This window comes from Rhodopseudomonas palustris, assembly GCF_034479375.1.
GTDB classification, from domain to species: Bacteria; Pseudomonadota; Alphaproteobacteria; order Rhizobiales; family Xanthobacteraceae; genus Rhodopseudomonas; species Rhodopseudomonas palustris_M.
Window position 1 is genome coordinate 341,405 of the sequence record NZ_CP140155.1, and the last position, 20,702, is coordinate 362,106.

Annotated in this window: 23 protein-coding genes; all 23 read left to right on the forward strand. The window is 65.8% G+C overall.

Features of this window, described 5'->3' with window-relative positions:
- The first annotated feature begins 338 nt into the window (after positions 1-338).
- The 23 genes from urtC (at position 339) to pal (ending at position 20,656) form a co-directional block, all read left to right on the forward strand.
- Entirely contained in the window at positions 339-1,544 is a 1,206-nt protein-coding gene (gene urtC, locus SR870_RS01530; RefSeq protein ID WP_322516292.1) for an urea ABC transporter permease subunit UrtC, read from the forward strand.
- Entirely contained in the window at positions 1,541-2,305 is a 765-nt protein-coding gene (urtD, locus tag SR870_RS01535) for an urea ABC transporter ATP-binding protein UrtD (RefSeq protein WP_322516293.1), read from the forward strand. Before urtC ends, urtD begins: the two co-directional genes overlap by 4 nt.
- 145 nt (positions 2,306-2,450) lie before the next feature.
- Positions 2,451-3,146 (forward strand): urea ABC transporter ATP-binding subunit UrtE, encoded by a 696-nt coding sequence (urtE, locus tag SR870_RS01540; protein WP_322516294.1) that lies wholly within the window; start codon positions 2,451-2,453, stop codon positions 3,144-3,146.
- Between the two features lie 453 nt (positions 3,147-3,599).
- On the forward strand, positions 3,600-4,439 hold the full coding sequence (locus tag SR870_RS01545) for an urease accessory protein UreD (RefSeq protein ID WP_322516295.1): 840 nt from the start codon (positions 3,600-3,602) through the stop codon (positions 4,437-4,439).
- A 48-nt stretch (positions 4,440-4,487) separates the two neighbouring features.
- On the forward strand, positions 4,488-4,790 hold the full coding sequence (locus SR870_RS01550; protein ID WP_322516296.1) for an urease subunit gamma: 303 nt from the start codon (positions 4,488-4,490) through the stop codon (positions 4,788-4,790).
- 6 nt (positions 4,791-4,796) lie between these two features.
- The gene (locus SR870_RS01555; RefSeq protein WP_322516297.1) at positions 4,797-5,282 is read left to right on the forward strand and encodes a DMP19 family protein; all 486 of its coding nucleotides are present in this window, start codon (positions 4,797-4,799) and stop codon (positions 5,280-5,282) included.
- The gene (locus tag SR870_RS01560; RefSeq protein ID WP_322516298.1) at positions 5,269-5,583 is read left to right on the forward strand and encodes an urease subunit beta; all 315 of its coding nucleotides are present in this window, start codon (positions 5,269-5,271) and stop codon (positions 5,581-5,583) included. Before SR870_RS01555 ends, SR870_RS01560 begins: the two co-directional genes overlap by 14 nt.
- A 45-nt stretch (positions 5,584-5,628) precedes the next feature.
- Positions 5,629-5,913, forward strand: coding sequence for an AbrB/MazE/SpoVT family DNA-binding domain-containing protein (locus SR870_RS01565; protein WP_322516299.1), 285 nt, complete (start codon positions 5,629-5,631; stop codon positions 5,911-5,913).
- Positions 5,910-6,302 carry a type II toxin-antitoxin system VapC family toxin gene (locus SR870_RS01570; RefSeq protein WP_322516300.1) on the forward strand — a complete coding sequence of 131 codons (393 nt, stop codon included), beginning with the start codon at positions 5,910-5,912 and terminating at the stop codon, positions 6,300-6,302. Before SR870_RS01565 ends, SR870_RS01570 begins: the two co-directional genes overlap by 4 nt.
- 57 nt (positions 6,303-6,359) lie before the next feature.
- Positions 6,360-6,896, forward strand: coding sequence for an HD domain-containing protein (locus SR870_RS01575; protein ID WP_322516301.1), 537 nt, complete (start codon positions 6,360-6,362; stop codon positions 6,894-6,896).
- Positions 6,893-8,605, forward strand: a complete 1,713-nt coding sequence (gene ureC, locus SR870_RS01580; RefSeq protein ID WP_322516302.1) for an urease subunit alpha — start codon at positions 6,893-6,895, stop codon at positions 8,603-8,605. The genes SR870_RS01575 and ureC overlap by 4 nt, the downstream gene beginning before the upstream one ends.
- Before the next feature lie 133 nt (positions 8,606-8,738).
- Complete coding sequence (locus SR870_RS01585) at positions 8,739-9,149, forward strand: YciI family protein (RefSeq protein ID WP_322516303.1); 411 nt, start codon at positions 8,739-8,741, stop codon at positions 9,147-9,149.
- A gap of 291 nt (positions 9,150-9,440) precedes the next feature.
- Positions 9,441-10,145: a TetR/AcrR family transcriptional regulator gene (locus SR870_RS01590; protein WP_322516304.1), complete on the forward strand. Its 705-nt coding sequence runs from the start codon at positions 9,441-9,443 to the stop codon at positions 10,143-10,145.
- Positions 10,146-10,290: 145 nt separating this feature from the next.
- Positions 10,291-10,761: a DUF2852 domain-containing protein gene (locus SR870_RS01595; protein WP_322516305.1), complete on the forward strand. Its 471-nt coding sequence runs from the start codon at positions 10,291-10,293 to the stop codon at positions 10,759-10,761.
- Between the two features lie 153 nt (positions 10,762-10,914).
- Positions 10,915-11,382 carry a carboxymuconolactone decarboxylase family protein gene (locus SR870_RS01600; protein ID WP_322516306.1) on the forward strand — a complete coding sequence of 156 codons (468 nt, stop codon included), beginning with the start codon at positions 10,915-10,917 and terminating at the stop codon, positions 11,380-11,382.
- A complete protein-coding gene (locus SR870_RS01605) occupies positions 11,366-12,271 on the forward strand; it encodes a sigma-70 family RNA polymerase sigma factor (protein WP_322516307.1) in 906 nt (301 codons plus the stop codon). The genes SR870_RS01600 and SR870_RS01605 overlap by 17 nt, the downstream gene beginning before the upstream one ends.
- A 300-nt stretch (positions 12,272-12,571) precedes the next feature.
- Positions 12,572-13,285, forward strand: a complete 714-nt coding sequence (gene tolQ / locus SR870_RS01610; RefSeq protein WP_322516308.1) for a protein TolQ — start codon at positions 12,572-12,574, stop codon at positions 13,283-13,285.
- Positions 13,286-13,321: 36 nt separating this feature from the next.
- Positions 13,322-13,795 (forward strand): ExbD/TolR family protein, encoded by a 474-nt coding sequence (locus SR870_RS01615; protein ID WP_322516309.1) that lies wholly within the window; start codon positions 13,322-13,324, stop codon positions 13,793-13,795.
- A 49-nt stretch (positions 13,796-13,844) separates the two neighbouring features.
- The gene (locus SR870_RS01620) at positions 13,845-14,822 is read left to right on the forward strand and encodes a protein TolA (RefSeq protein WP_322516310.1); all 978 of its coding nucleotides are present in this window, start codon (positions 13,845-13,847) and stop codon (positions 14,820-14,822) included.
- A gap of 56 nt (positions 14,823-14,878) precedes the next feature.
- The gene (gene tolB / locus SR870_RS01625; RefSeq protein ID WP_322516311.1) at positions 14,879-16,228 is read left to right on the forward strand and encodes a Tol-Pal system beta propeller repeat protein TolB; all 1,350 of its coding nucleotides are present in this window, start codon (positions 14,879-14,881) and stop codon (positions 16,226-16,228) included.
- Between the two features lie 187 nt (positions 16,229-16,415).
- Positions 16,416-18,749, forward strand: a complete 2,334-nt coding sequence (locus tag SR870_RS01630) for a putative bifunctional diguanylate cyclase/phosphodiesterase (protein WP_322516312.1) — start codon at positions 16,416-16,418, stop codon at positions 18,747-18,749.
- A 150-nt stretch (positions 18,750-18,899) separates the two neighbouring features.
- Positions 18,900-19,640, forward strand: coding sequence for an N-acyl amino acid synthase FeeM domain-containing protein (locus SR870_RS01635; RefSeq protein WP_322516313.1), 741 nt, complete (start codon positions 18,900-18,902; stop codon positions 19,638-19,640).
- Between the two features lie 518 nt (positions 19,641-20,158).
- Positions 20,159-20,656, forward strand: a complete 498-nt coding sequence (pal, locus tag SR870_RS01640; protein WP_322516314.1) for a peptidoglycan-associated lipoprotein Pal — start codon at positions 20,159-20,161, stop codon at positions 20,654-20,656.
- Positions 20,657-20,702: the final 46 nt, after the last annotated feature.

The window sequence follows — 20,702 nt, forward strand, 5'->3', positions numbered from 1 at the left end:
CGCGAGTCGCAGCCTGACTCCCTCTCCCGCTGGCGGGAGAGGGCTGGGGTGAGGGCACTTGCCACGCGCTCACTGCCCGCGGCCGAGGATCACCCTCCCCTGGAGGGGGAGGGTCGCTCGCGCAGCGAGCGGGGTGGGGTGGCGAAGAGTTCATCCGCCGTGCCCGCGGCTCACCCCACCCCGGCGTGCACCGCGCTTCGCGCGCTACCCGCCGACCCTCCCCCTCCAGGGGAGGGTGAAGGCAGCTCCGTTGCAATGGCTTTCGAAACTCCCGATGCGATCGCTTTGCCCTTATGGGTGAGGGACGCGCGCGGCGTCGCGGTGAGGGGGAGGTGCCAATGACCCCGCACATCCTCACCCGCTCGCTCAATCGCAGCGCGACGATCTTCCTGCTGGTGCTCGCCGCGGTCGGCGTGCTGCTGCCGCTGTCGAACCTGCTGCTGCCGGAAGGCTCGGCGCTGCACGTGCCGACCTATCTGATCTCGCTGTTCGGCAAATACGTCTGCTACGCCATCCTCGCGCTCTCGATCGACCTGATCTGGGGCTATTGCGGCATTCTCTCGCTCGGCCACGGCGCGTTCTTCGCGCTCGGCGGCTACGCGATGGGGATGTATCTGATGCGCCAGATCGGCGACCGCGGCGTCTATGCCAATCCGGTGCTGCCGGATTTCATGGTGTTCCTGAACTACAAGGAACTGCCGTGGTACTGGTACGGCTTCGACATGTTCTGGTTCGCCGCGCTGATGGTGCTGGTGGTGCCGGGCCTGCTCGCGTTCTGCTTCGGCTGGCTAGCGTTCCGCTCGCGCGTCACCGGCGTGTATCTGTCGATCATCACGCAGGCGATGACCTACGCGCTGCTGCTCGCCTTCTTCCGCAACGATTTCGGCTTCGGCGGCAACAACGGGCTCACCGACTTCAAGGACATTCTCGGCTTCAACGTCCAGGCCGACGGCACCCGCGCCGCGCTGTTCGTGCTGAGTTGTCTCGCGCTCGGCATCGGCTTCCTGATCTGCCGCGCGGTGGTGACCTCGAAGCTCGGCAAGGTGCTGATCGCGATCCGCGACGCGGAATCGCGCACCCGGTTCCTCGGCTACCGCGTCGAATCCTACAAGCTGTTCGTGTTCACGCTGTCGGCCTGCATGGCCGGCGTCGCCGGCGCGCTGTATGTGCCGCAAGTGGGCATCATCAATCCGGGCGAATTCGCCCCCGCCAATTCGATCGAGGCGGTGATCTGGGTCGCGGTCGGCGGCCGCGGCACGCTGGTCGGCGCGGCGCTCGGCGCCATCGTGGTCAACTACGCCAAGACCGTGTTCACCTCCGGGCCGCTGGCGCCGTACTGGCTGTTCATGCTCGGCGCGCTGTTCGTGCTGGTGACGCTGCTGCTGCCGAAGGGCATCATCGGCACCTTCAATGCCTGGTGGGAGAGCCGCAAGGAGGAGGGCGCGGAGAGAGACAAGGCGCAGCGCGACAGCGCAACCGCCGCCGCGGCCGAAAGTGCCGCGCGCGAGGACGGCGTGATCGAACCGAATCTGGTGAAGCGATGAGCCTGCTGGAAACCCGCACCACCTCGGCGATGCTGTATCTCGACGGCGTCCACGTCTCGTTCGACGGCTTCCACGCCATCAACAATCTGTCGCTGACGCTCGAGCCCGGCGAGATGCGCGCCATCATCGGCCCGAACGGCGCCGGCAAGACCACGATGATGGACATCATCACCGGCAAGACCAAGCCGGACAAAGGCGAGGTGGTGTTCGACGGCACCACCGACCTCACCAGGCTCGACGAGACGGAAATCGCGACGCTCGGCATCGGCCGCAAATTCCAAAAGCCGACGGTGTTCGAGAGCCAGACTATCGAGGACAATCTCTTGCTGGCGCTGAACGTCGATCACCGCGTCCGCGGCACGCTGTTCTGGCGGCGCAGCGAGCCGGAGAGCAAGCGGATCGACCGCGTGCTGGAGATCATCCGGCTCGGCGACGCGCGTGACCGCCTCGCCGGCAGCCTATCGCACGGCCAGAAGCAATGGCTCGAAATCGGCATGCTGCTGGCGCAGGACCCCAAGCTCTTGTTGGTTGACGAGCCGGTCGCCGGCATGACCGACGTCGAAACCCATCAGACCGCCGAACTGCTGAAAGAGATCAACAGCCACGACAAGACCGTCGTGGTGGTCGAGCACGACATGACCTTCGTCCGCGAACTCGGCGTCAAGGTGACGTGCCTGCACGAAGGCACCGTGCTGGCGGAAGGAAGCATCGACGACGTCTCGGCGAACGAGCGCGTGGTCGAAGTGTATCTGGGGCGGTGAAGATGGCGGCCGTTCTCTCGGTACTCTCCGCCGTCATGCCCGGCCTTGTGCCGGGCATCCACGTCTTGCCGCGCTGTCAAGACGTGGATGGCCGGGACAAGCCCGGCCATGACGAAACAGAAATTCGATTGCCTGGGACTTGCCAATGCTGAACGTCGACAACATCAGCCTCTACTACGGCGCGGCGCAGGCACTCCGCGGGGTGTCGATCGCGGCCGAACCCGGCAAGGTCACCTGCGTGCTCGGCCGCAACGGCGTCGGCAAGACGAGTCTCTTGCGCGCCATGGTCGGCCAGCAGCCGATCGCGTCCGGGTCGATCACCTTCGACGGCGCCGACATCTCGCATCTGAAGCCCTATGAGCGGGCGCGGCGCGGCATCTCGCTGGTGCCGCAGGGCCGCGAGATCTTTCCGCTGCTCACCGTCGAGGAAAATCTCAAGACCGGCTACGCGCCGCTGAAGCGCGCCGACAAGTCGATCCCCGACGACGTGTTCTCGCTGTTTCCGGTGCTGAACTCGATGCTCGGCCGGCGCGGCGGCGACCTCTCCGGCGGCCAGCAGCAGCAGCTCGCGATCGGCCGCGCGCTGGTGATGCGGCCGAAACTGCTGCTGCTCGACGAGCCGACCGAAGGCATCCAGCCCTCGATCATCAAGGACATCGGCCGTGCGATTTCCTATTTGCGCAGCCTCGGCAACATCGCCATTGTGCTGGTCGAGCAATATCTCGATTTCGCCTGCGAGCTCGGCGACAGCTTTGCGGTGATGGACCGCGGCGCAGTGAAATACACCTGCGACCGCGCCACGCTGGACCCCGCCGAGATCAGCCGGCAGATGGCGCTGTAGGACGGCTTTGACTCATCAGCTCCGGCATAACCACGCGCGCCCCTCTTCACCTCTCCCCGCGCGCGGGGAGAGGTCGATCGGCGTCGCGCAGCGATGCCGATCGGGTGAGGGGGCGTCTCCGCATAGCCGAGAGTCCGTGACGCGCGTCGCCCCTCACCCCACCCCTCTCCCCGCAAGAGCGGGGCGAGGGAGCGCGCCGTGCGTGGGGCGAACTCATCGATCGATCGGAAGCGCCGCGTTCACCTCTCCCCGCGCGCGGGGAGAGGTCGGATCGTCGCGCAGCGATGATCCGGGTGAGGGGGCGTTTCGCCGAAGCCGAGCTTTGGTGATCTGCTTCGTCCGCAGGCCATGCGGCCGAGAGTCAGCGACTCGCGTCGCCCCCACCCCAACCCTCCCCCGCAAGAGCGGGAGAGGGAGCGCGCTGCCGTTGGCGCTATTCTGCGGCCAACAAGCATGATCGCAACCGACACCAACGCGGTTCAGTCGGCGGTGTTCGCTGCCAACCGCGCCCAGGGCGAGGTGGCGTTCGACGTCCGCGCCGTCGACGGCGCGACGCGGCGCGGGCGATTGCACGAAGCCGGCTCGCTGCGCGTGCGCTTTCCGTCGCCCGAGCAGCAGGGGCTCTCGGCCGTGCTGGTCAACACCGCCGGCGGCGTCGCCGGCGGCGATCGCTTCGGCGTCGACATCGCGGTGGGCGAGGGGGCGCGGCTGACGCTGACCACCGCCGCCGCCGAGAAGGTCTATCGCTCGCACGGCCCGGCGGCGCAGCTCGACATCGCATTGCAAGTCGCCAGCGGCGGTCATCTCGCCTGGCTGCCGCAGGAAACCATCCTGTTCGATCAGGCCCGGGTCGAGCGCCGGATCGACATCGATCTCGCCGCCGGCGCCTCGCTGCTGCTGTGCGAATCCGTGATCTTCGGCCGCGCGGCGATGGGCGAGACGATGCAGACCGGCCGCTTCACCGACCGCTGGCGGCTGCGCGTCGGCGGCAAGCTCGTCTACGCCGAAACCGTGCGGCTCGACGGCGACATCGGCGCGCTGCTGGCGCGGCCGGCGGTGGCGAAAGGCGGCGTCGCCATCGGCACCGCGCTGATCGCGCCCGGCGATGCCGCGCTGGTCGAACGATTGCGCGAGGACGCGGACTCCTTCGGTGCGGAGGTCGGCATCACCGCATGGAATGGAATTGCAATGGCGCGGTTCTGTGCTCAAGATGCGGCCAGGCTGCGCGCCGACATGATGGCCGTGCTGCGCCGCGCCGCCGGCCGCGCGCTGCCGCGGCTGTGGCTGAGTTAGTATCGTTCGCTTCGCTCTGAAGACCTCCGCAATCGATCGAGTGCCTGCATGAATCTCTCCCCCCGCGAAAAGGACAAGCTGCTGGTCTCGATGGCGGCGATGGTGGCGCGCCGACGGCTGGAGCGCGGCGTCAAGCTCAACCACCCCGAGGCGATCGCGCTGATTTCTGATTTCATCGTCGAGGGCGCCCGCGACGGCCGCACCGTCGCCGAGCTGATGAAGGCGGGCGCCGAGGTGCTGACCCGCGAGCAGTGCATGGACGGCATCGCCGAGATGATCCACGACATCCAGGTCGAGGCGACCTTCCCCGACGGCACCAAGCTCGTCACCGTGCACCAGCCGATCCGGTGACGGGCCGTGGCGATCGACGCATCATCGGCCGGACATTGCCTCGCCGAGCTGCATGGAGAGTATCTGTACGACTCGGGGCTGGAGCCTGACCTTCAGGGCGCCCAGCGCATCTTCGTCATGCTGTGGCGATTTCAGGCAGAGCTCTACAATGGTGGTGTCTGGCAGTTCTTCACCAACTCGACCGGCGAATATACGCCCTACATTTGCGACGCATTGAGAGAGGTCGGCGCGATCGAGTTGGCCGAGACCATGGATGACGCAATCGCTGCATCACGTCCGGGCACGGCGTGGCATTCTGCGGCGACGCAATCCGGGATTTTGAGCCGTGCGCCGGCCGAGGTGCGCGATCAGGTTTACGCCTTCGACGATCCGCTGAATCCGAACCTCGATGAACTCTCGGTGAAGCTCTACGAGTACGTCGACCGGCATCGCGATCAGTTCGATGTCAACGAGCAATTCTGGGAAAAGGGAAGTCGCAATGATCCCCGGTGAACTGTTGATCGAAGACGGCGAGATCGAGCTCAATGCCGGCCGCGCCACGGTGACGCTCAGCGTCGCCAACACCGGCGACCGGCCGATCCAGGTCGGCTCGCATTATCATTTCTTCGAAACCAACCCGGCGCTGCGCTTCGACCGCGACAAAGCCCGCGGCATGCGGCTCGACATCGCCGCCGGCACCGCGGTGCGTTTCGAGCCCGGCCAGACCCGCGACGTGCAGCTCGTGGCGCTCGCCGGCAAGCGCGTCGTTTACGGCTTCCGCGGCGACGTGATGGGCAGACTGGACAAGGCTTGATGGCCCGCTATGTAAGGACTACCTTGAATGTAAGGAGTTCGAGCGATGTCCTACAAAGCGTCCGCGACCCTCACCTCGAAAGGGCAGGTGACCTTGCCGGCCCCGATCCGCGAGCGGCTCGGGGTCACGGCCGGCGATCGGCTCGACTTCGACCTGTCGGCGTCCGGCAAGCTCACCGTCACGGCGGTGAAGCGGCGCAGCATTTTCGAGAATTTCGACGAGGTGCGGCTGCCGCCGCGCGGCCGCGCGCGCACGCGGAAGGACATCGACGAGGCGATCGCCGCGACCATCGTCGAGAAATTTCCCCGACCGGGCAGGCGGCGGGGATGATCGCGGTCGACACCAACGTGCTGCTGCGGTTCTTCGAGGCGGACGACAACGCCGCCCAGACCGCGGCGGCGCGGGACATGGTGCGGTCTCAGGGCAGCGTCTTCATCAATCCGGTGGTGCTGGTGGAGTTCGTCTGGGCGTTGCGCGCCTCGTTCGGGCTGGATCGCAAGGCGATCCATGCCCGATTGCAGCGCATCGTCGCGGCTCCTGAATTCGTGCTGCCGTTCGCAGCATCGATCGAGCGCGCGGTGGAGCAATATGGCATGGGGCTGGCCGATTTCGCCGACTGCATGATCGGTGAACTCAACCTCGCCTTCGGCTGCGATGCGACCATGACGTTCGACAAGAAGGCCGCCAGAACCCTCTCGTTCCGGTCTTTGAAGATTTAGCACGGGGCGAGCCATGTCCGGGACAGTCGCTCGAAGTGAAGTGATGGGATGTTGTAGATGACCGACCTCGTGCTCGTCTCCCGCGCCGCGGATTTCGCCGCGCGGTGCCATGCCGGACAGCGGCGCAAGGGGGCGGCGAAGGAGCCCTATGTCAATCACCTCGCCGAAGTCGCCGAGCTGCTGGCGGTGGCGACCGACGGCTCCGACGCGGCGCTGGTCGCGGCCGGCTGGCTGCACGACACCATCGAGGATTCCGGCACGACGCGCGACGAACTGATCGAGCAGTTCGGCGACGACGTCGCCGCGCTGGTGATCGAATGCACCGACGACAAGACGCTGCCGAAGGCCGAGCGCAAGCGGCTGCAGGTCGAGCACGCGCCGCATCTGAGTGGTCGCGCCCGGATGGTCAAGGTCGCCGACAAGATCAGCAATCTGCGCTCGCTGATCTTTTCGCCGCCCGACGATTGGGAGCGCGAGCGGCTGGTCGACTATCTCGATTGGGCCGACCAGGTGGTCGCCGGCTGCCGCGGCGTCAATGTCTGGCTCGAACGCATCTATGACGAAACCGCCTCGTCCGGGAGGGCCGTGCTGTGAGCACCAGAATTTCGCGTTCCGTCTATGCCGACATGTTCGGCCCGACCACCGGCGACCGCGTCCGGCTCGCCGACACCGATCTGATCATCGAGGTCGAGAAGGACTTCACCACCTATGGCGAGGAGGTGAAGTTCGGCGGCGGCAAGGTGATCCGCGACGGCATGGGACAATCGCAGGTCACCAACCGCCAGGGCGCCGCCGACACCGTGATCACCAACGCGCTGATCGTCGACCATTGGGGCATCGTCAAGGCCGACGTCGCCATCAAGGCCGGCATGATCGCCGCGATCGGCAAGGCCGGCAATCCGGACATCCAGCCGAACGTCGACATCATCATCGGCCCGGGCACCGATATCATCGCCGGCGAGGGCAAGATCCTCACCGCCGGCGGCTTCGACAGCCACATCCATTTCATCTGCCCGCAGCAGATCGAACATGCCTTGATGAGCGGCGTCACGACGATGCTGGGCGGCGGCACCGGGCCGTCGCACGGCACCTTCGCGACGACCTGCACGCCGGGGCCGTGGCACATCGGTCGGATGATTCAGTCGTTCGATGCCTTCCCGGTCAATCTTGGTATTTCAGGGAAGGGCAACGCCTCGCGCCCGGCGGCGCTGAAGGAGATGGTCGAGGGCGGCGCCTGCGCGCTGAAGCTGCACGAGGACTGGGGCACGACGCCGGCGGCGATCGACAATTGCCTGACCGTCGCCGACGACTACGACGTTCAGGTGATGATCCATTCCGACACGCTGAACGAGAGTGGCTTCGTCGAGGACACCATCAAGGCCTTCAAGGGCCGCACCATCCATGCCTTCCACACCGAAGGCGCCGGCGGCGGCCACGCGCCGGACATCATCAAGGTCGCCGGGCTGAAGAACGTGCTGCCGTCGTCGACCAATCCGACGCGGCCGTTCACCCGCAACACCATCGACGAGCATCTCGACATGCTGATGGTGTGCCACCATCTCGATCCGTCGATCGCCGAAGATCTGGCGTTTGCCGAAAGCCGCATCCGCAAGGAGACCATCGCGGCGGAGGATATTCTTCACGATCTCGGCGCGCTGTCGATGATGTCGTCGGACAGCCAGGCGATGGGCCGGCTCGGCGAAGTGATCATCCGCACCTGGCAGACCGCCGACAAGATGAAGAAGCAGCGCGGCGCGCTGCCGCAGGACTCTTCGCGCAACGACAATTTCCGGGTCAAGCGCTACATCGCCAAGTACACCATCAACCCGTCGATCGCGCACGGCGTGTCGAAGCTGATCGGCTCGGTGGAGACCGGCAAGATGGCCGATCTGGTGCTGTGGTCGCCGGCGTTCTTCGGCGTCAAGCCGGATTGCATCATCAAGGGCGGCACCATCGTCGCAGCGCCGATGGGCGACCCCAACGCCTCGATCCCGACGCCGCAGCCGGTGCACTACCAGCCGATGTTCGGCGCCTATGGCCGCGCGCTGACCGCGTCGTCGGTGGTGTTCACCTCGAAAGCCGCCGCCGCCGGCGGCCTCGCGCGCAAACTCGGCATTCAGAAGAAGCTCTATCCGGTCGCCAATGTCCGCAAGGGCATCTCGAAGAAGAGCATGATTCACAACGACGCGACGCCCAACATCGAGGTCGATCCCGAGACCTACGAGGTCCGCGCCGACGGCGAACTCCTGACCTGCGCCCCCGCCGAAGTGTTGCCGATGGCGCAGCGCTACTTCATGTACTGACGCGCAGCCGCAACCCGGTTCCGAGGCGTCGCCGCCCGCCGGCGCGATGACCCGGCAAGTAATTTCACAACGATTGTCGGCGCGGCACGCTGCGGTTCGTCCAAGGATCATACGATCCACAGGGGAGCCGACCATGCGATTCATGATGCTGATGATCCCGAAGGGCTACGAGAGCGCGGCGCCGGGCGAGATGCCCGAGGCCGATGCGGTCGCGGCGATGATGAAATACAACGAGGCGCTGCAGCAGGCCGGCGTGCTGATCACCTGCGAAGGCCTGCACCCGCCGTCGATGGGCGCCCGCGTCAGCTTCGCCGGCGGTAAGCCGCTGGTCACCGACGGGCCGTTCGCCGAGGTCAAGGAAGTGCTCGGCGGCTACTGGATGATCGACGTCGCCTCGCGCGACGAGGTGATCGCCTGGGCCAGCCGCTGCCCGGCCGGCCCGAACGAGATCATCGAGATCCGGCAGGTGCAGGAGATGGAGGATTTCTCGGCCGACGTGCAGGCGGCGGCGAGAGGATTCGAGGCCATGCAGGGCCGCGCCTGAGCATCTGCCGAAGTTCGACGGCTTCGTGCCCCGGATGCAGCGCAGCGCGCCGCCGCTTTGCGGCGTGGTGCGCTGCTGATCCGGGGCCCCGGTGACGTCGGCGCCGGACCGGGGTTCCGGTTCAGCGGAGCGGCCTGTGTGCCGCACCGCGCCCGGGACAGGGTTGTCCACTTTCATCTTTGCCTGAAGTGCGCCGCAAGCAGTTCCGGTGCTTGGCGCGCGTCGGAGCCGGCGCCGGCCCGCCGTCGAAATCCGTGACCTTTGCATCTCCCTCATGTAAAAGCCCTTCACATGAGTTGGCGCAAGGAAGAGCGCCGCGCCGAGCGCGGCTATCATCACGGCAATCTGAAGGAGGCGCTGCTGCAGGCGGCGCTCGGGCTGATCGCGGAGAAGGGGCCGGCCGGCTTCACCTTCGCCGACGCCGCGCGGATGGCCGGCGTCAGCCCGGCCGCGCCGTATCGGCACTTCCGCGACCGTGAGGAGTTGCTGTCGAACATCGCCCAGCGCGGCTTCGAGCTGTTCGAACAGGTGCTCGCCAAGGCCTGGGACGACGGCCGTCCCGACACGCTCACCGCCTTCATGCGGGTCGGGCCGGCCTATCTGGCCTTTGCCCGCAACGAGCCGGCCTACTACTCGGCGATGTTCGAATCCGGCGTGCCGGTCGACGCCAATCCGCTGCTGATGACGGCGTCGGAACGCGCCTTCAACGTCATCCGCGCCGCCGCCGAACGGCTCGCCGCGCTGACGCCGCCGGGAGTCGCAAGGCCGCCGGCGCTGATGATGGCGCTGCACATCTGGTCGATGTCGCACGGCATTGCGTCGCTGTTCGGCCGCGGCGACGCGGCCCGGCGCAAATTGCCGATGGCCTCGGAAGAGCTGCTGGAAGCCGGCGTGCTGATCTATCTGCGCGGTCTCGGGTTCTCGGCCGACCTTCGCGCTCCGCCGGAAAAGCCTGCAGAACCAAAGCGTTCCGGTCCGTGGGGCAGCGTCCCATAGGCGATGTCGCTCACCACGATGTGAGCGCCGCGCGAAATTGTCGCCCCGTCCAGAATCCGGTCTCGCTTGACAAAACCAGGGATTGGCTTACGTATGTAAATGTTATTTACATTCACACCGGCGGTTGCCGGTCATGGAGAGGCATATGGCGAACGCCGCTGACTACAATCGATGGGGCCCGACCCAACAGCGCTATCAGCCCGCGCCGCGGTCGTCCTGGAGCCCGGGCTGGATCCTGCTGACGGTGGCCGGCTTCATCGTCTGGTGGCCGATCGGATTGGCACTTCTCTTCTACACACTCTGGAGCAGAAACATGGGTTGCTGGGATCGCGGTGATCGCTTCTCCAACAAGATGGAGCGGATGCAGTACAAGATGGAGCGGATGCGCGAGCGCATGGACCGCAGCGGTTTCGGCTTCGGCCCGCCGTCGAGCGGCAACCGCGCCTTCGACGAGTATCGCAGCGAGACGCTGCGCCGGCTCGAGGAAGAGCAGGTCCAGTTCAAGGACTTCCTCGATCGTCTGCGCCACGCCAAGGACAAGGAAGAGTTCGACGCCTTCATGGCGCAGCACCGCACCAAGCCGGCGCCGTCCCCCGACGCGCCGCAGCAGGGCTGATCGTCCCGTCGAATCAGTGACTTCCATCGTCATCGCCGCCCGCCTGTGACCCAGGCGGGCGGTTTTGTTTCGGGAGCTGATTTTTCGCTCGCGGCAATGTCACACCCGGCCGCGCCGTCTCGTCCTATCCTCAGTGAACCGCAGGAGACGACGATGAAGCCCCGTTTGAACCCCGCCGCCGCCGCGCCCGACGCCTACAAGGCGATGGTCGCGCTCGAGACCACCATCAAGGCCAGCGGCCTCGAACCGAGCCTGATCGAACTGGTGAAGATGCGCGCCTCGCAGATCAACGGCTGCGCGTTCTGTCTCGACATGCACAGCAAGGACGCCCGCGCCCATGGCGAGACCGAGCAGCGGCTGTATCTGCTCGACGCCTGGCGGGAATCGCCGGTCTACAGCGATCGCGAACGCGCCGCGCTGGCGTGGACCGAGGCGCTGACACTGGTCGCGCAGACCCACGCGCCGGACGCGGACTACGCGCTGCTGACGCAGCACTTCAACGCGGCCGAACAGGCCAATCTCACCATGCTGATCGGCGCGATCAACACCTGGAATCGGATCGCGATCGGCTTCCGCCTGATCCATCCGGTCGCGGCCGCCGTCCATGCCAGGGCCTCCTGAGCCCACGATCAGCGACGACGCCGCAGCGAGCTTCGCGCCGCTGCGCGCGCGGCTGATCCGGGTCGCCTATCGCATGCTCGGCTCGGTCGCCGAGGCCGAAGACGTGGTGCAGGACGCTTACTTGCGCTGGCACCGGACCGATCGCGCCGAGGTGCGCGATCCCGCGGGGTTTCTCACGCGCGTCGTCACTCGGCTGTGCCTCGACGTGCTGAAATCGGCGCGGCTCAGGCGAGAGACCTATATCGGACCGTGGCTGCCCGAGCCGCTGATCGCCGATCCGTGCGAGGACGAGGGCGACGACATCACGCTCACCTTGATGCTGGCGCTGGAGCGGCTGTCGCCGCTGGAGCGCGCGGCGTTCCTGCTGCACGATGTGTTCGGCCTCGGCTTCGACGAGATCGCCCGCACGCTCGACCGCGACGCCGCCGCCTGCCGCCAGCTCGCCGCCCGCGCCCGCGGCCATGTCCGCGCCGAGCGGCCGCGCTTTCCGGTGTCGGAGGAGCGCGGCCAGGCGATCGCCGGGGCGTTCTTCGAGGCGTCGCGCAGCGGCGATCTGAAGGCGCTCACCGCGCTGCTCGCCGACGACGTGGTGTTCTACGGCGACGGCGGCGGCAAGCGGCCGGCGACGTTGAACCCGATCTTCGGCCTCGCCAAGGTGGCCCGGCTGTTCGAAGGCCTCGCGCGCAAGCATGCGCCCGGCGCCTCGGCCGTGATCTCGGCCGGGCGGATCGACGGGCTGCCCGGCTTCGTCACCACCGAGCCCGACGGGCTGATCCAGACCACGGCGCTCGCCGTCGAAAACGACCGCATCGTTGCGATCTACGTCGTCCGCAATCCCGACAAGCTGCGCCATCTTCTGGCGCTCTCGGCCGGTGCTGCGCGGCCCTGAGCCGCGACGGGGCGCGCGCGCGGGCCGTCCGCTCGGGCGATCACGGGTATTTTCCCGGCCATCGTAACCCCTTCTTAACCCTGATTAGCGTTTGGTTAGGGCCGTCAAGATGCGCCTTCAGCCCTCGTTTTGACACGTTGGCAGGGGATTGAGGGCCCGGCTTCGGACGGGCCGTCCCCAACTGACAACGCAAATCTTGGCGGTGGCGCTTCTGGCCAGAATGCGGCGCGTGGCTGCGGGAACCGGGGCGCGCGCCAGGCCTGCTGCGGCCGAACCCCTTGCGCGAGAGGATATGCGATCATGAACCCGGCCGAGGTTGCCCAATCAGCGATGCCGCTGGTGTCCGCCGACGTGTCGCTGATCGCACTGTTCTGGCAGGCCCACTGGATCGTCAAATCGGTGATGCTCGGGCTGATCGGCTGTTCGGTCTGGGTCTGGGCGATCGCGATCGACAAGCTGATCCTCTATTCCCGCACCAAGCGCGCGATGGACCGCTTCGAGCAGGCGTTCTGGTCGGGGGAATCGATCGACGACCTGTACCGCACGCTGTCGGCCAAGCCGACGCATTCGATGGCGGCCTGCTTCGTCGCGGCGATGCGCGAGTGGAAGCGCTCGTTCGAAAGCCATTCGCGCTCCTTCGCCGGCCTGCAGATGCGGATCGAGAAGGTGATGAACGTCTCGATCGCCCGCGAGGTCGAGCGGCTGGAGCGGCGGCTGCTGGTGCTGGCGACGGTCGGCTCCGCCGGTCCGTTCGTCGGCCTGTTCGGCACCGTCTGGGGCATCATGTCGAGCTTCCAATCGATCGCCGCGTCCAAGAACACCTCGCTGGCGGTGGTCGCCCCCGGCATCGCCGAGGCGCTGTTCGCCACCGCGGTCGGCCTGATCGCCGCAATTCCGGCGACAATTTTCTATAATAAATTCACGTCGGAGGTGAACCGGCAGACCCAGCGGCTGGAGGGTTTCGCGGACGAGTTCTCGGCCATCCTGTCGCGGCAGATCGACGAGCGCGCATGAGTCGGATGAAGGCGAGCGCAAGGTGAGCACCAGATCATGTCGATGAACATGGCGGCAGGCGGCGGAGGCGGCGGCAGACGTCGCCGGGGCAAGCGCCCGGTGATGGCGGAGATCAACGTCACGCCGATGGTCGACGTGATGCTGGTGCTGCTGATCATCTTCATGGTGGCGGCGCCGCTGCTCACCACGTCGATCGACATCGACCTGCCGGTCGCCCGCGGCGGCGCGCAGATCCAGTCCAATACGCCGCCGCTGACGCTGTCGGTGAAACGGACCGGCGGCGGCTGCAACTCGCAGGTCGAGCTCTATGTCGGCGACAGCCCGGTCGCCCCGGCCGAGATGGAAGCCAAGATCAAGGCGATCCGGACGACGCGGTCGGACACCGACAACGTGGTCTATCTTCGGGGCGACAAGGACGTCTGCTATACGGACATGATGAAGCTGCTCGGCCAGATCCGCACCGCCGGCTTCAAGGCGAATATCGTGATCGTGCCGGAGCAGGGCTCCTGAGCGGGGAAGCAGCGGGCGCCGTCGTGAGGATGGAGCAGGATTTCTGAAGGTGAAGATCGACAAGACATTGGCGGCGTCCGTGGCGTTGCACGTTCTCGTGCTCGGCTGGGCCATGCTGTCGTTCTCGTCGAAGGCCTTCGAGCTCGAGCCGCAAGATACGGTCGCGGTCGACACCATCTCGGAGGATCAGCTCGCCAAGGTGATGGCCGGCATGCGCTCCGGCAAGAAGGAAAATCCCAAGCCGCTGGTCGAGAAGGTCGCCGAGGCCAAGCCGGTCGAGGACACCGTCGGCAAGATCAGCGAGAAGGCGCCGGTGATCACCGACACCTCGCCGCCGCCGCAGCCGAAGACCGAGGAAAAACCGGTCGAGAAGAAGCCCGATCCGCCGAAGCCGGTGGTGAAGGAAGAGCCGAAGAAAGAAGAGCCGAAGAAGGCCGAGAAGAAGCCGGAGCCGGCGAAGGAAGAAGCCAAGGAAGCCGAGAAGAAGCCGGAGCCGAAGGTCGATCCGATCGCCGAGGCGCTGAAGAAGGAAGAGAAGAAAAAGCCGCCGCCGAAGCCGGCCGAGGCCGCCGCCAAGCCACCGGAGCCGGTCAAGCCCAAGGCCGAGCGGGTGTTCGACCAGTCGAAGATCGCCGCCCTGCTCGACAAGCGCGATCCGACCCGGCAGGCGGTCGCCGGCGACGCGCTGAACTCGAACGCGGCGCTGGGGTTGTCGAAGGGCAGCGCGGCGAACAATTCCGCCACCTGGGGCGCGATGTTCCAGTCGCAGGTCGAGCGCTGCTGGAAAAAGCCCTATGGCGGCATCGAGGCGCAGCGCGCCGAAGCCGCCTTCGTGATCCGGCTGAAGCGCGACGGCACGCTGGAGTCGATGCCGCAGCCGGAGGGCCATCCGGCGACGCCCTATTTGCGCGTGTATCAGGAGAGCGCGCTGCGGGCGATCATCGAGTGCCAGCCCTACAAGCTGCCGCCGGCGTTCTTCGAGGAATGGAAATACTTCGCGCCCGTGTTCACCGACCGGCGGACCTGATGCGAAGCTTGCTGACGATCGCCGGCGTTCCGCCACGCGCGACATCCGACTGACCGATGGATTGCCCGAACATGCCGCTCAACTTGAACCGCAGACAGATCCTCCTCTCAGCCGCGACTGCCGCGGGCGCGCTGGCGCTCGGACCGGCGCGCGACGCGTTCGGCCAGGCCCGGGTGCAGATCACCGAGGGCAACGTCGCCCCGCTGCCGATCGCGATTCCGAATTTCGTCGCCGGCACGCCGTCGGACAACGAGGTCGGCAGCGGCGTCAGCCAGGTGATCACCAACAACCTCAAGCGCAGCGGCCTGTTCGCGCCGATCGACCAGGCCGCCTATGTCGAGAAGATCACCAACATCGACGTGCCGCCGCAGTTCAAGAGCTGGACCAGCATCAACGCCCAGGCGCTGGTCACCGGCCGGATGACGCGCCAGCCCGACGGGCGGCTCAAGGCCGAATTCCGGCTGTGGGACGTCGCCACCGGCCAGCAGCTCGCCGGCCAGCAATACTTCACCTCGCCGGAATATTGGCGCCGGATCGCCCACATCATCTCCGACCAGATCTACGAACGGCTCACCGGCGAGAAGGGTTACTTCGACAGCCGCGTCGTGTTCATCGACGAGAGCGGTCCGGCGGACCGCCGCATCAAGCGGCTGGCGCTGATGGACCAGGACGGCGCCAATGTCCGCTATCTGACGCGCGGCAGCGATCTGGTGCTGACGCCGCGGTTCTCGCCGTCGACCCAGGAAATCACCTATATGGAGTTCGGGCAGGGCGATCCGAAGGTGTACCTGTTCAACATCGAGACCGGGCAGCGCGAGACCGTCGGCAACTTCCCCGGCATGTCGTTTGCCCCGAGATTCTCGCCGGACGGCCAGCGCATCATCATGAGCCTGCAGCAGGGCGGCAATTCGAACCTGTTCGTCATGGACCTGCGCTCCAAGTCGACGACGCGGCTGACCGACACTCCGGCGATCGACACCTCGCCGTCCTATTCGCCGGACGCCGCCCGGATCTGCTTCGAATCCGATCGTGGCGGCAAGCCGCAGATCTACGTGATGCCGGCCAGCGGCGGCCAGGCGCAGCGGATCTCGTTCGGCGAGGGCAGCTACTCGACGCCTGTGTGGTCGCCGCGCGGCGACTACATCGCCTTCACCAAGCAGGGCGGCGGCCAGTTCGCGATCGGCATCATGAAGCCGGACGGCTCCGGCGAGCGGATTCTGACCTCGGGCTTCCACAACGAGGGGCCGACCTTCGCGCCGAACGGCCGGGTGCTGATGTTCTTCCGCGATCCCGGCGGCAATGCCGGTCCGTCGCTGTTCACCGTCGACGTCTCCGGCCGCAACGAATTGCGGGTCCCGACGCCCGGCTACGCCTCCGACCCCGCCTGGTCGCCGCTGTTGTCGTAAATCGTTAAGTTTCTCTTGGCGATCTGCCGGCGGCCGTTTCGGTCGCAGGCAGCCTGCGCGTAACGCGCTAAGAAGCCGAAGATATTTCCGGTCTCGACGAGTCCGGTAACGACTCGCTAATCATCTTCACTCAGAAAGAGTTCATCTGCTCGGGATATAACGGGGCTGAAAGGACCGCTTGCGCCTGATGCAGCTCGCCAATCAAAAACGAGACGCCGATCACGAGATGTCGCCGGCGATTCACGCCGGGCTGGTCGACTCGCTGTTCATGAATCCGGCGCCGATGATCATCGGCGCGTTCGGGCCCGGAATCGCGGCCTCCGTGATCGGCTTCGTCACCGGCAATATCTGGAACTGGCTCTTCGTTCCCCTGTTCGTTCTGGTCGGCATCGCGCGCGCATGGCAGATGCACCGCTACCGAAAGCGGAACGCACCCCTTTCTCAGCACGATGCCGATGTCTGGGAGCAGCGATATCGCCTGGGCGCGATCAGCCACGGCATTGCGCTCGGCCTGTGGTCGTTGGTCGTCCTGTTGGACATCCACGACACCGGCGCGCACATGCTCTGCATCACCACCGTCGTGGCCTACACGTCGGCGGGCGTCGGCCGTACCTTCGGACGGCCCAAGATATTTCATCTGCAGGTCTTGTTGAGCTGCGGACCGTTGATCCTGGCGATGATCACGGTGGGCGGCATCTATTATCTGGCGCTGGCTCTGCTCAGCACGGTGTTCTTCATCGCCATCAGGCATGTGACGTCGAGCCTGCAGCGGATCTATCTCGACGCCTGGATCGGGCGGGAGCGCGAGGCGGCGCTGGCTCACCAGTTCGATACGGCGCTGAACAACATGCCGCACGGCCTGTGCATGTTCCAGGCGGACGGGCGGCTCGCCGTCATGAACAACCGCTTCGCCGAGATGATGAGACTCGGCAAGGCGCTCGCCGACGGCTCGCCGAGCGCGACCGAGATCGTCGCGTCCTGCGTGACGGTGGGCGCCATCTCGGCCTCGAGCGGCCGCCTGATCCTGTCCGAGATCGACAACTCGCTGGCCGGCGAGATCGTCACCGTCGGCGACGAGCCCGCGCCGCGCTCGTTGTCCTGGACGTTCCAGCCGATGCCCGGCGGCGGCACCGTGGTGCTGGTCGAGGACATCACCGAACGCCGCAACGCCGAAGCGCGCATCGTGCATCTGGCGCGCTACGACGAACTCACCACTTTGCCGAACAGGGTGCAGTTCCGCGACGAAATCGAACGGATTCTCTCGATCGAGCACGGCCACGGCAAGACCCGGCTGTCGGCTCTGTTGTTCATCGACCTCGATCAGTTCAAGCAGGTCAACGACACCCTCGGCCACCCGCTCGGAGACCGGCTGCTGTGCGCGGTCGCCGACCGGCTGCGCGACATGCTTCGTCCCGAAGATTTCGTGGCGCGGTTCGGCGGCGACGAGTTCGTGGTGTTCCAGCAGAACATCCGGTCCAACGAGGACGCCGCGGTGCTGGCGCGGCGGATCGTCGATCGTCTCAGCGACCGCTATCTGATCGACCATCACGTCGTCGAGATCGGCGCCTCGATCGGCATCGCGACGACGTCGCCGGGCATTCGCGCCGACATCCTGCTGAAGAACGCCGACATGGCGCTGTATCGCGCCAAGGCCGACGGCCGCGGCACCTTCTGCTTCTTCCGCGAAGAGATGGCGCACACCGTCGAGGCGCGCCGTATCCTCGAGCTCGATCTGCGCAAGGCGCTCGCCAACGAGGAATTCGAGCTCTACTACCAGCCGCTGGTCAATCTGAAGACCGGCCGGATCACGACGTGCGAAGCGCTGCTGCGCTGGAATCATCCGGTGCGCGGCACCGTGTCGCCGATCGACATCATTCCGGTGGCGGAAGATATGGGCCTGATCGTCGATCTCGGCCGCTGGATCCTGCGCAAGGCCTGCATGGAGTGCATGATGTGGCCGCAGCAGGTCAGCGTGGCCGTCAACTTCTCGTCGCAGCAATTCCATCAGCGCGACATTCTCAACGAGGTGCGCTACGCGCTCGAGGTGTCCGGCCTGCCGGCCAGCCGACTCGAAATCGAGATCACCGAATCGTCGTTGCTGCGCAATACGCAGTTCACCCACGACGCGCTCGCGCAGTTGCATGCCGAGGGCGTGCGGATCGCGCTCGACGACTTCGGCACGGGCTATTCGAGCCTGAGCTATCTGCACACGTTCCCATTGCAGAAGGTCAAGATCGACCGATCCTTCCTCGAGGGAATCGATAGCGACCGGCCGCTCACGCTGCTGCGTGGCGTGGCGCGGCTGAGCGCCGACCTCGGAATGTCCGTGGTCGTCGAGGGCATCGAGACCAACGAACAACTCGAACTGATCAGCGCCGACGGGACGGTCACCGAAGCGCAGGGCTATTTGTTCAGCCGGCCGGTTCCTGCAGCGCGCGTCCGGAAACTTCTGACGGCCTCGCATGGCCAGCGTCAGAAGGACGGCAAGGTCCTCTCAATTCCTCTCCGCTCCATCGCCTGACCACAGCCGCGGCGCGCTCTGCCTCAATACAACCTCAGATTTCGCAGAGATGATTAACCCTAACGTTTCAAATGCTTTGCTTCATCGTTAAGGGTTCGTTAACGTTCGCTTATACGATCTTGCGTGCGGTTTTGGGGTAGGGGAACAGACATGGATGCCGCCCGGCAGGAACAGCAGGAGGGCCGCGTTGCCGTCCGCCGACGTGAACTGCTCGACAAGGTCGAGTACCGGCTCGCCGAGACGGAAGCCGAGCGAGCCGCGATCTACCGGCTGCGTTACCGCGCCTATCTGAAAGAGGGGGCGATCGAGCCCAATCCCCTCGGCATCGTCTCCGACCGTTACGACAACTTGCCGAACTCGTGGATATTCGGGATTTTCTTCGAGGGAGAACTGACCAGTTCTCTGAGAATCACCGTGGCTTCGCTGGAGAATCAGGATTGCCCGTCGATGGACGTGTTTCCGGATCTGCTCGAGCCGTGGCTGGCGAGTGGCAAGGTGATCGTCGATCCGACCCGGTTCGTGTCGGATCCTGACCGAACCAATCGTGTGCCTGAACTCGCTTATCTGACGTTGCGTCTGGCCTACGTGGCCTGCGAGCACTTTCATGCCGACATCGGTCTGGCATCGGTGCGCGCCGAGCATCAGGCGTTCTATCGCCGTGTCTTCATGAACGCGGTCTGCCCGCCGCGGGTGTATCCGGGCCTGAAGAAGCCGATCGGGCTGATGGAGATCGATTTCCCCGCCAAGCATATGAAAGTGTTCGCGCGCTATCCTTTTTTGCGCTCGACAGCGTTCGAACGGCACAAGCTGTTCACGCGGACGACGGCCCGACCGGCGTCGCTCCGGCTCGCAGAGCCTTCGCTCGCAACCAGCGACCACGAGCACATCTAGAACCGTTCTGTCCCTGATGGAATCCGCACTGGCGTTCCGGGGCACTCACCACAGGCACAACCTCATGGTGAGGAGGCGCGAAGCGCCGTCTCGAACCATGCGCCACGGGCCCTGCGTCGCCGCATCCTTCGAGACGCCCGGCTTCGCCGGGCTCCTCAGGATGAGGAGTCCGTGCATCTGGCAACGGCCATATCGCTTCAACAATCGATGAAGTGCTCTAGAACCTGTTTCGGTCGCCCGGAGCTCGTTCTGCCGGTCCGGCGCGGAAGGGGCCGGCCGGTGCGGGATGTAAGTCGGTCCAGTGATGCGCCGAGCTGTCGCGCGCTCCCGATCTGCGGACGCCGCCCTTCACCGTCACGCCACATTTACACCCCATTAACCATTGCGATTGCTTTTCGCCGATCGGGGGCTTTTGATCGGAGCCGGCAAGGTCTCGTCAAGGTTGACGGAACGTTCGCTTAACCATCGCCCTGTAGACCGGATGACAGTCCGAATATCGCGAGCGTGGAGGCTCCGGAATGAAACATCAGAAGCGAATCCTCCAGGGATTGAAGCTGGCCGCGGTGCTCGCGGTGGCCCTGTCGATGGGGGCTTGCGCCAATAACAAGACCGGTCTCGGTGCCGACGGCGCGATGGCCAACGCGGCGACCCCGGGCAGCCAGCAGGATTTCGTGGTCAATGTCGGCGATCGCGTGTTCTTCGAAAGCGATCAGACCGAACTGTCGCCGCAGGCGGTGGCAACGCTCGAAAAGCAGGCGCAGTGGCTGCAGAGCTACAACCGTTACTCGTTCACCATCGAGGGCCATGCCGACGAGCGTGGCACCCGCGAATACAACATCGCGCTGGGCGCGCGCCGTGCGCAGTCGGTCCGCAACTATCTCGCCTCGCGGGGGATCGATCCGTCGCGCATGCGGACCATCTCCTACGGCAAGGAACGTCCGGTCGCGGTCTGCAACGACATCTCGTGCTGGTCGCAGAATCGCCGCGCGGTCACCGTGCTGAACGCCGGCGCCTGAACGCGCTCCGGTTCGATGTGAGGGAGCGGCGCCTTCGGGCGCCGTT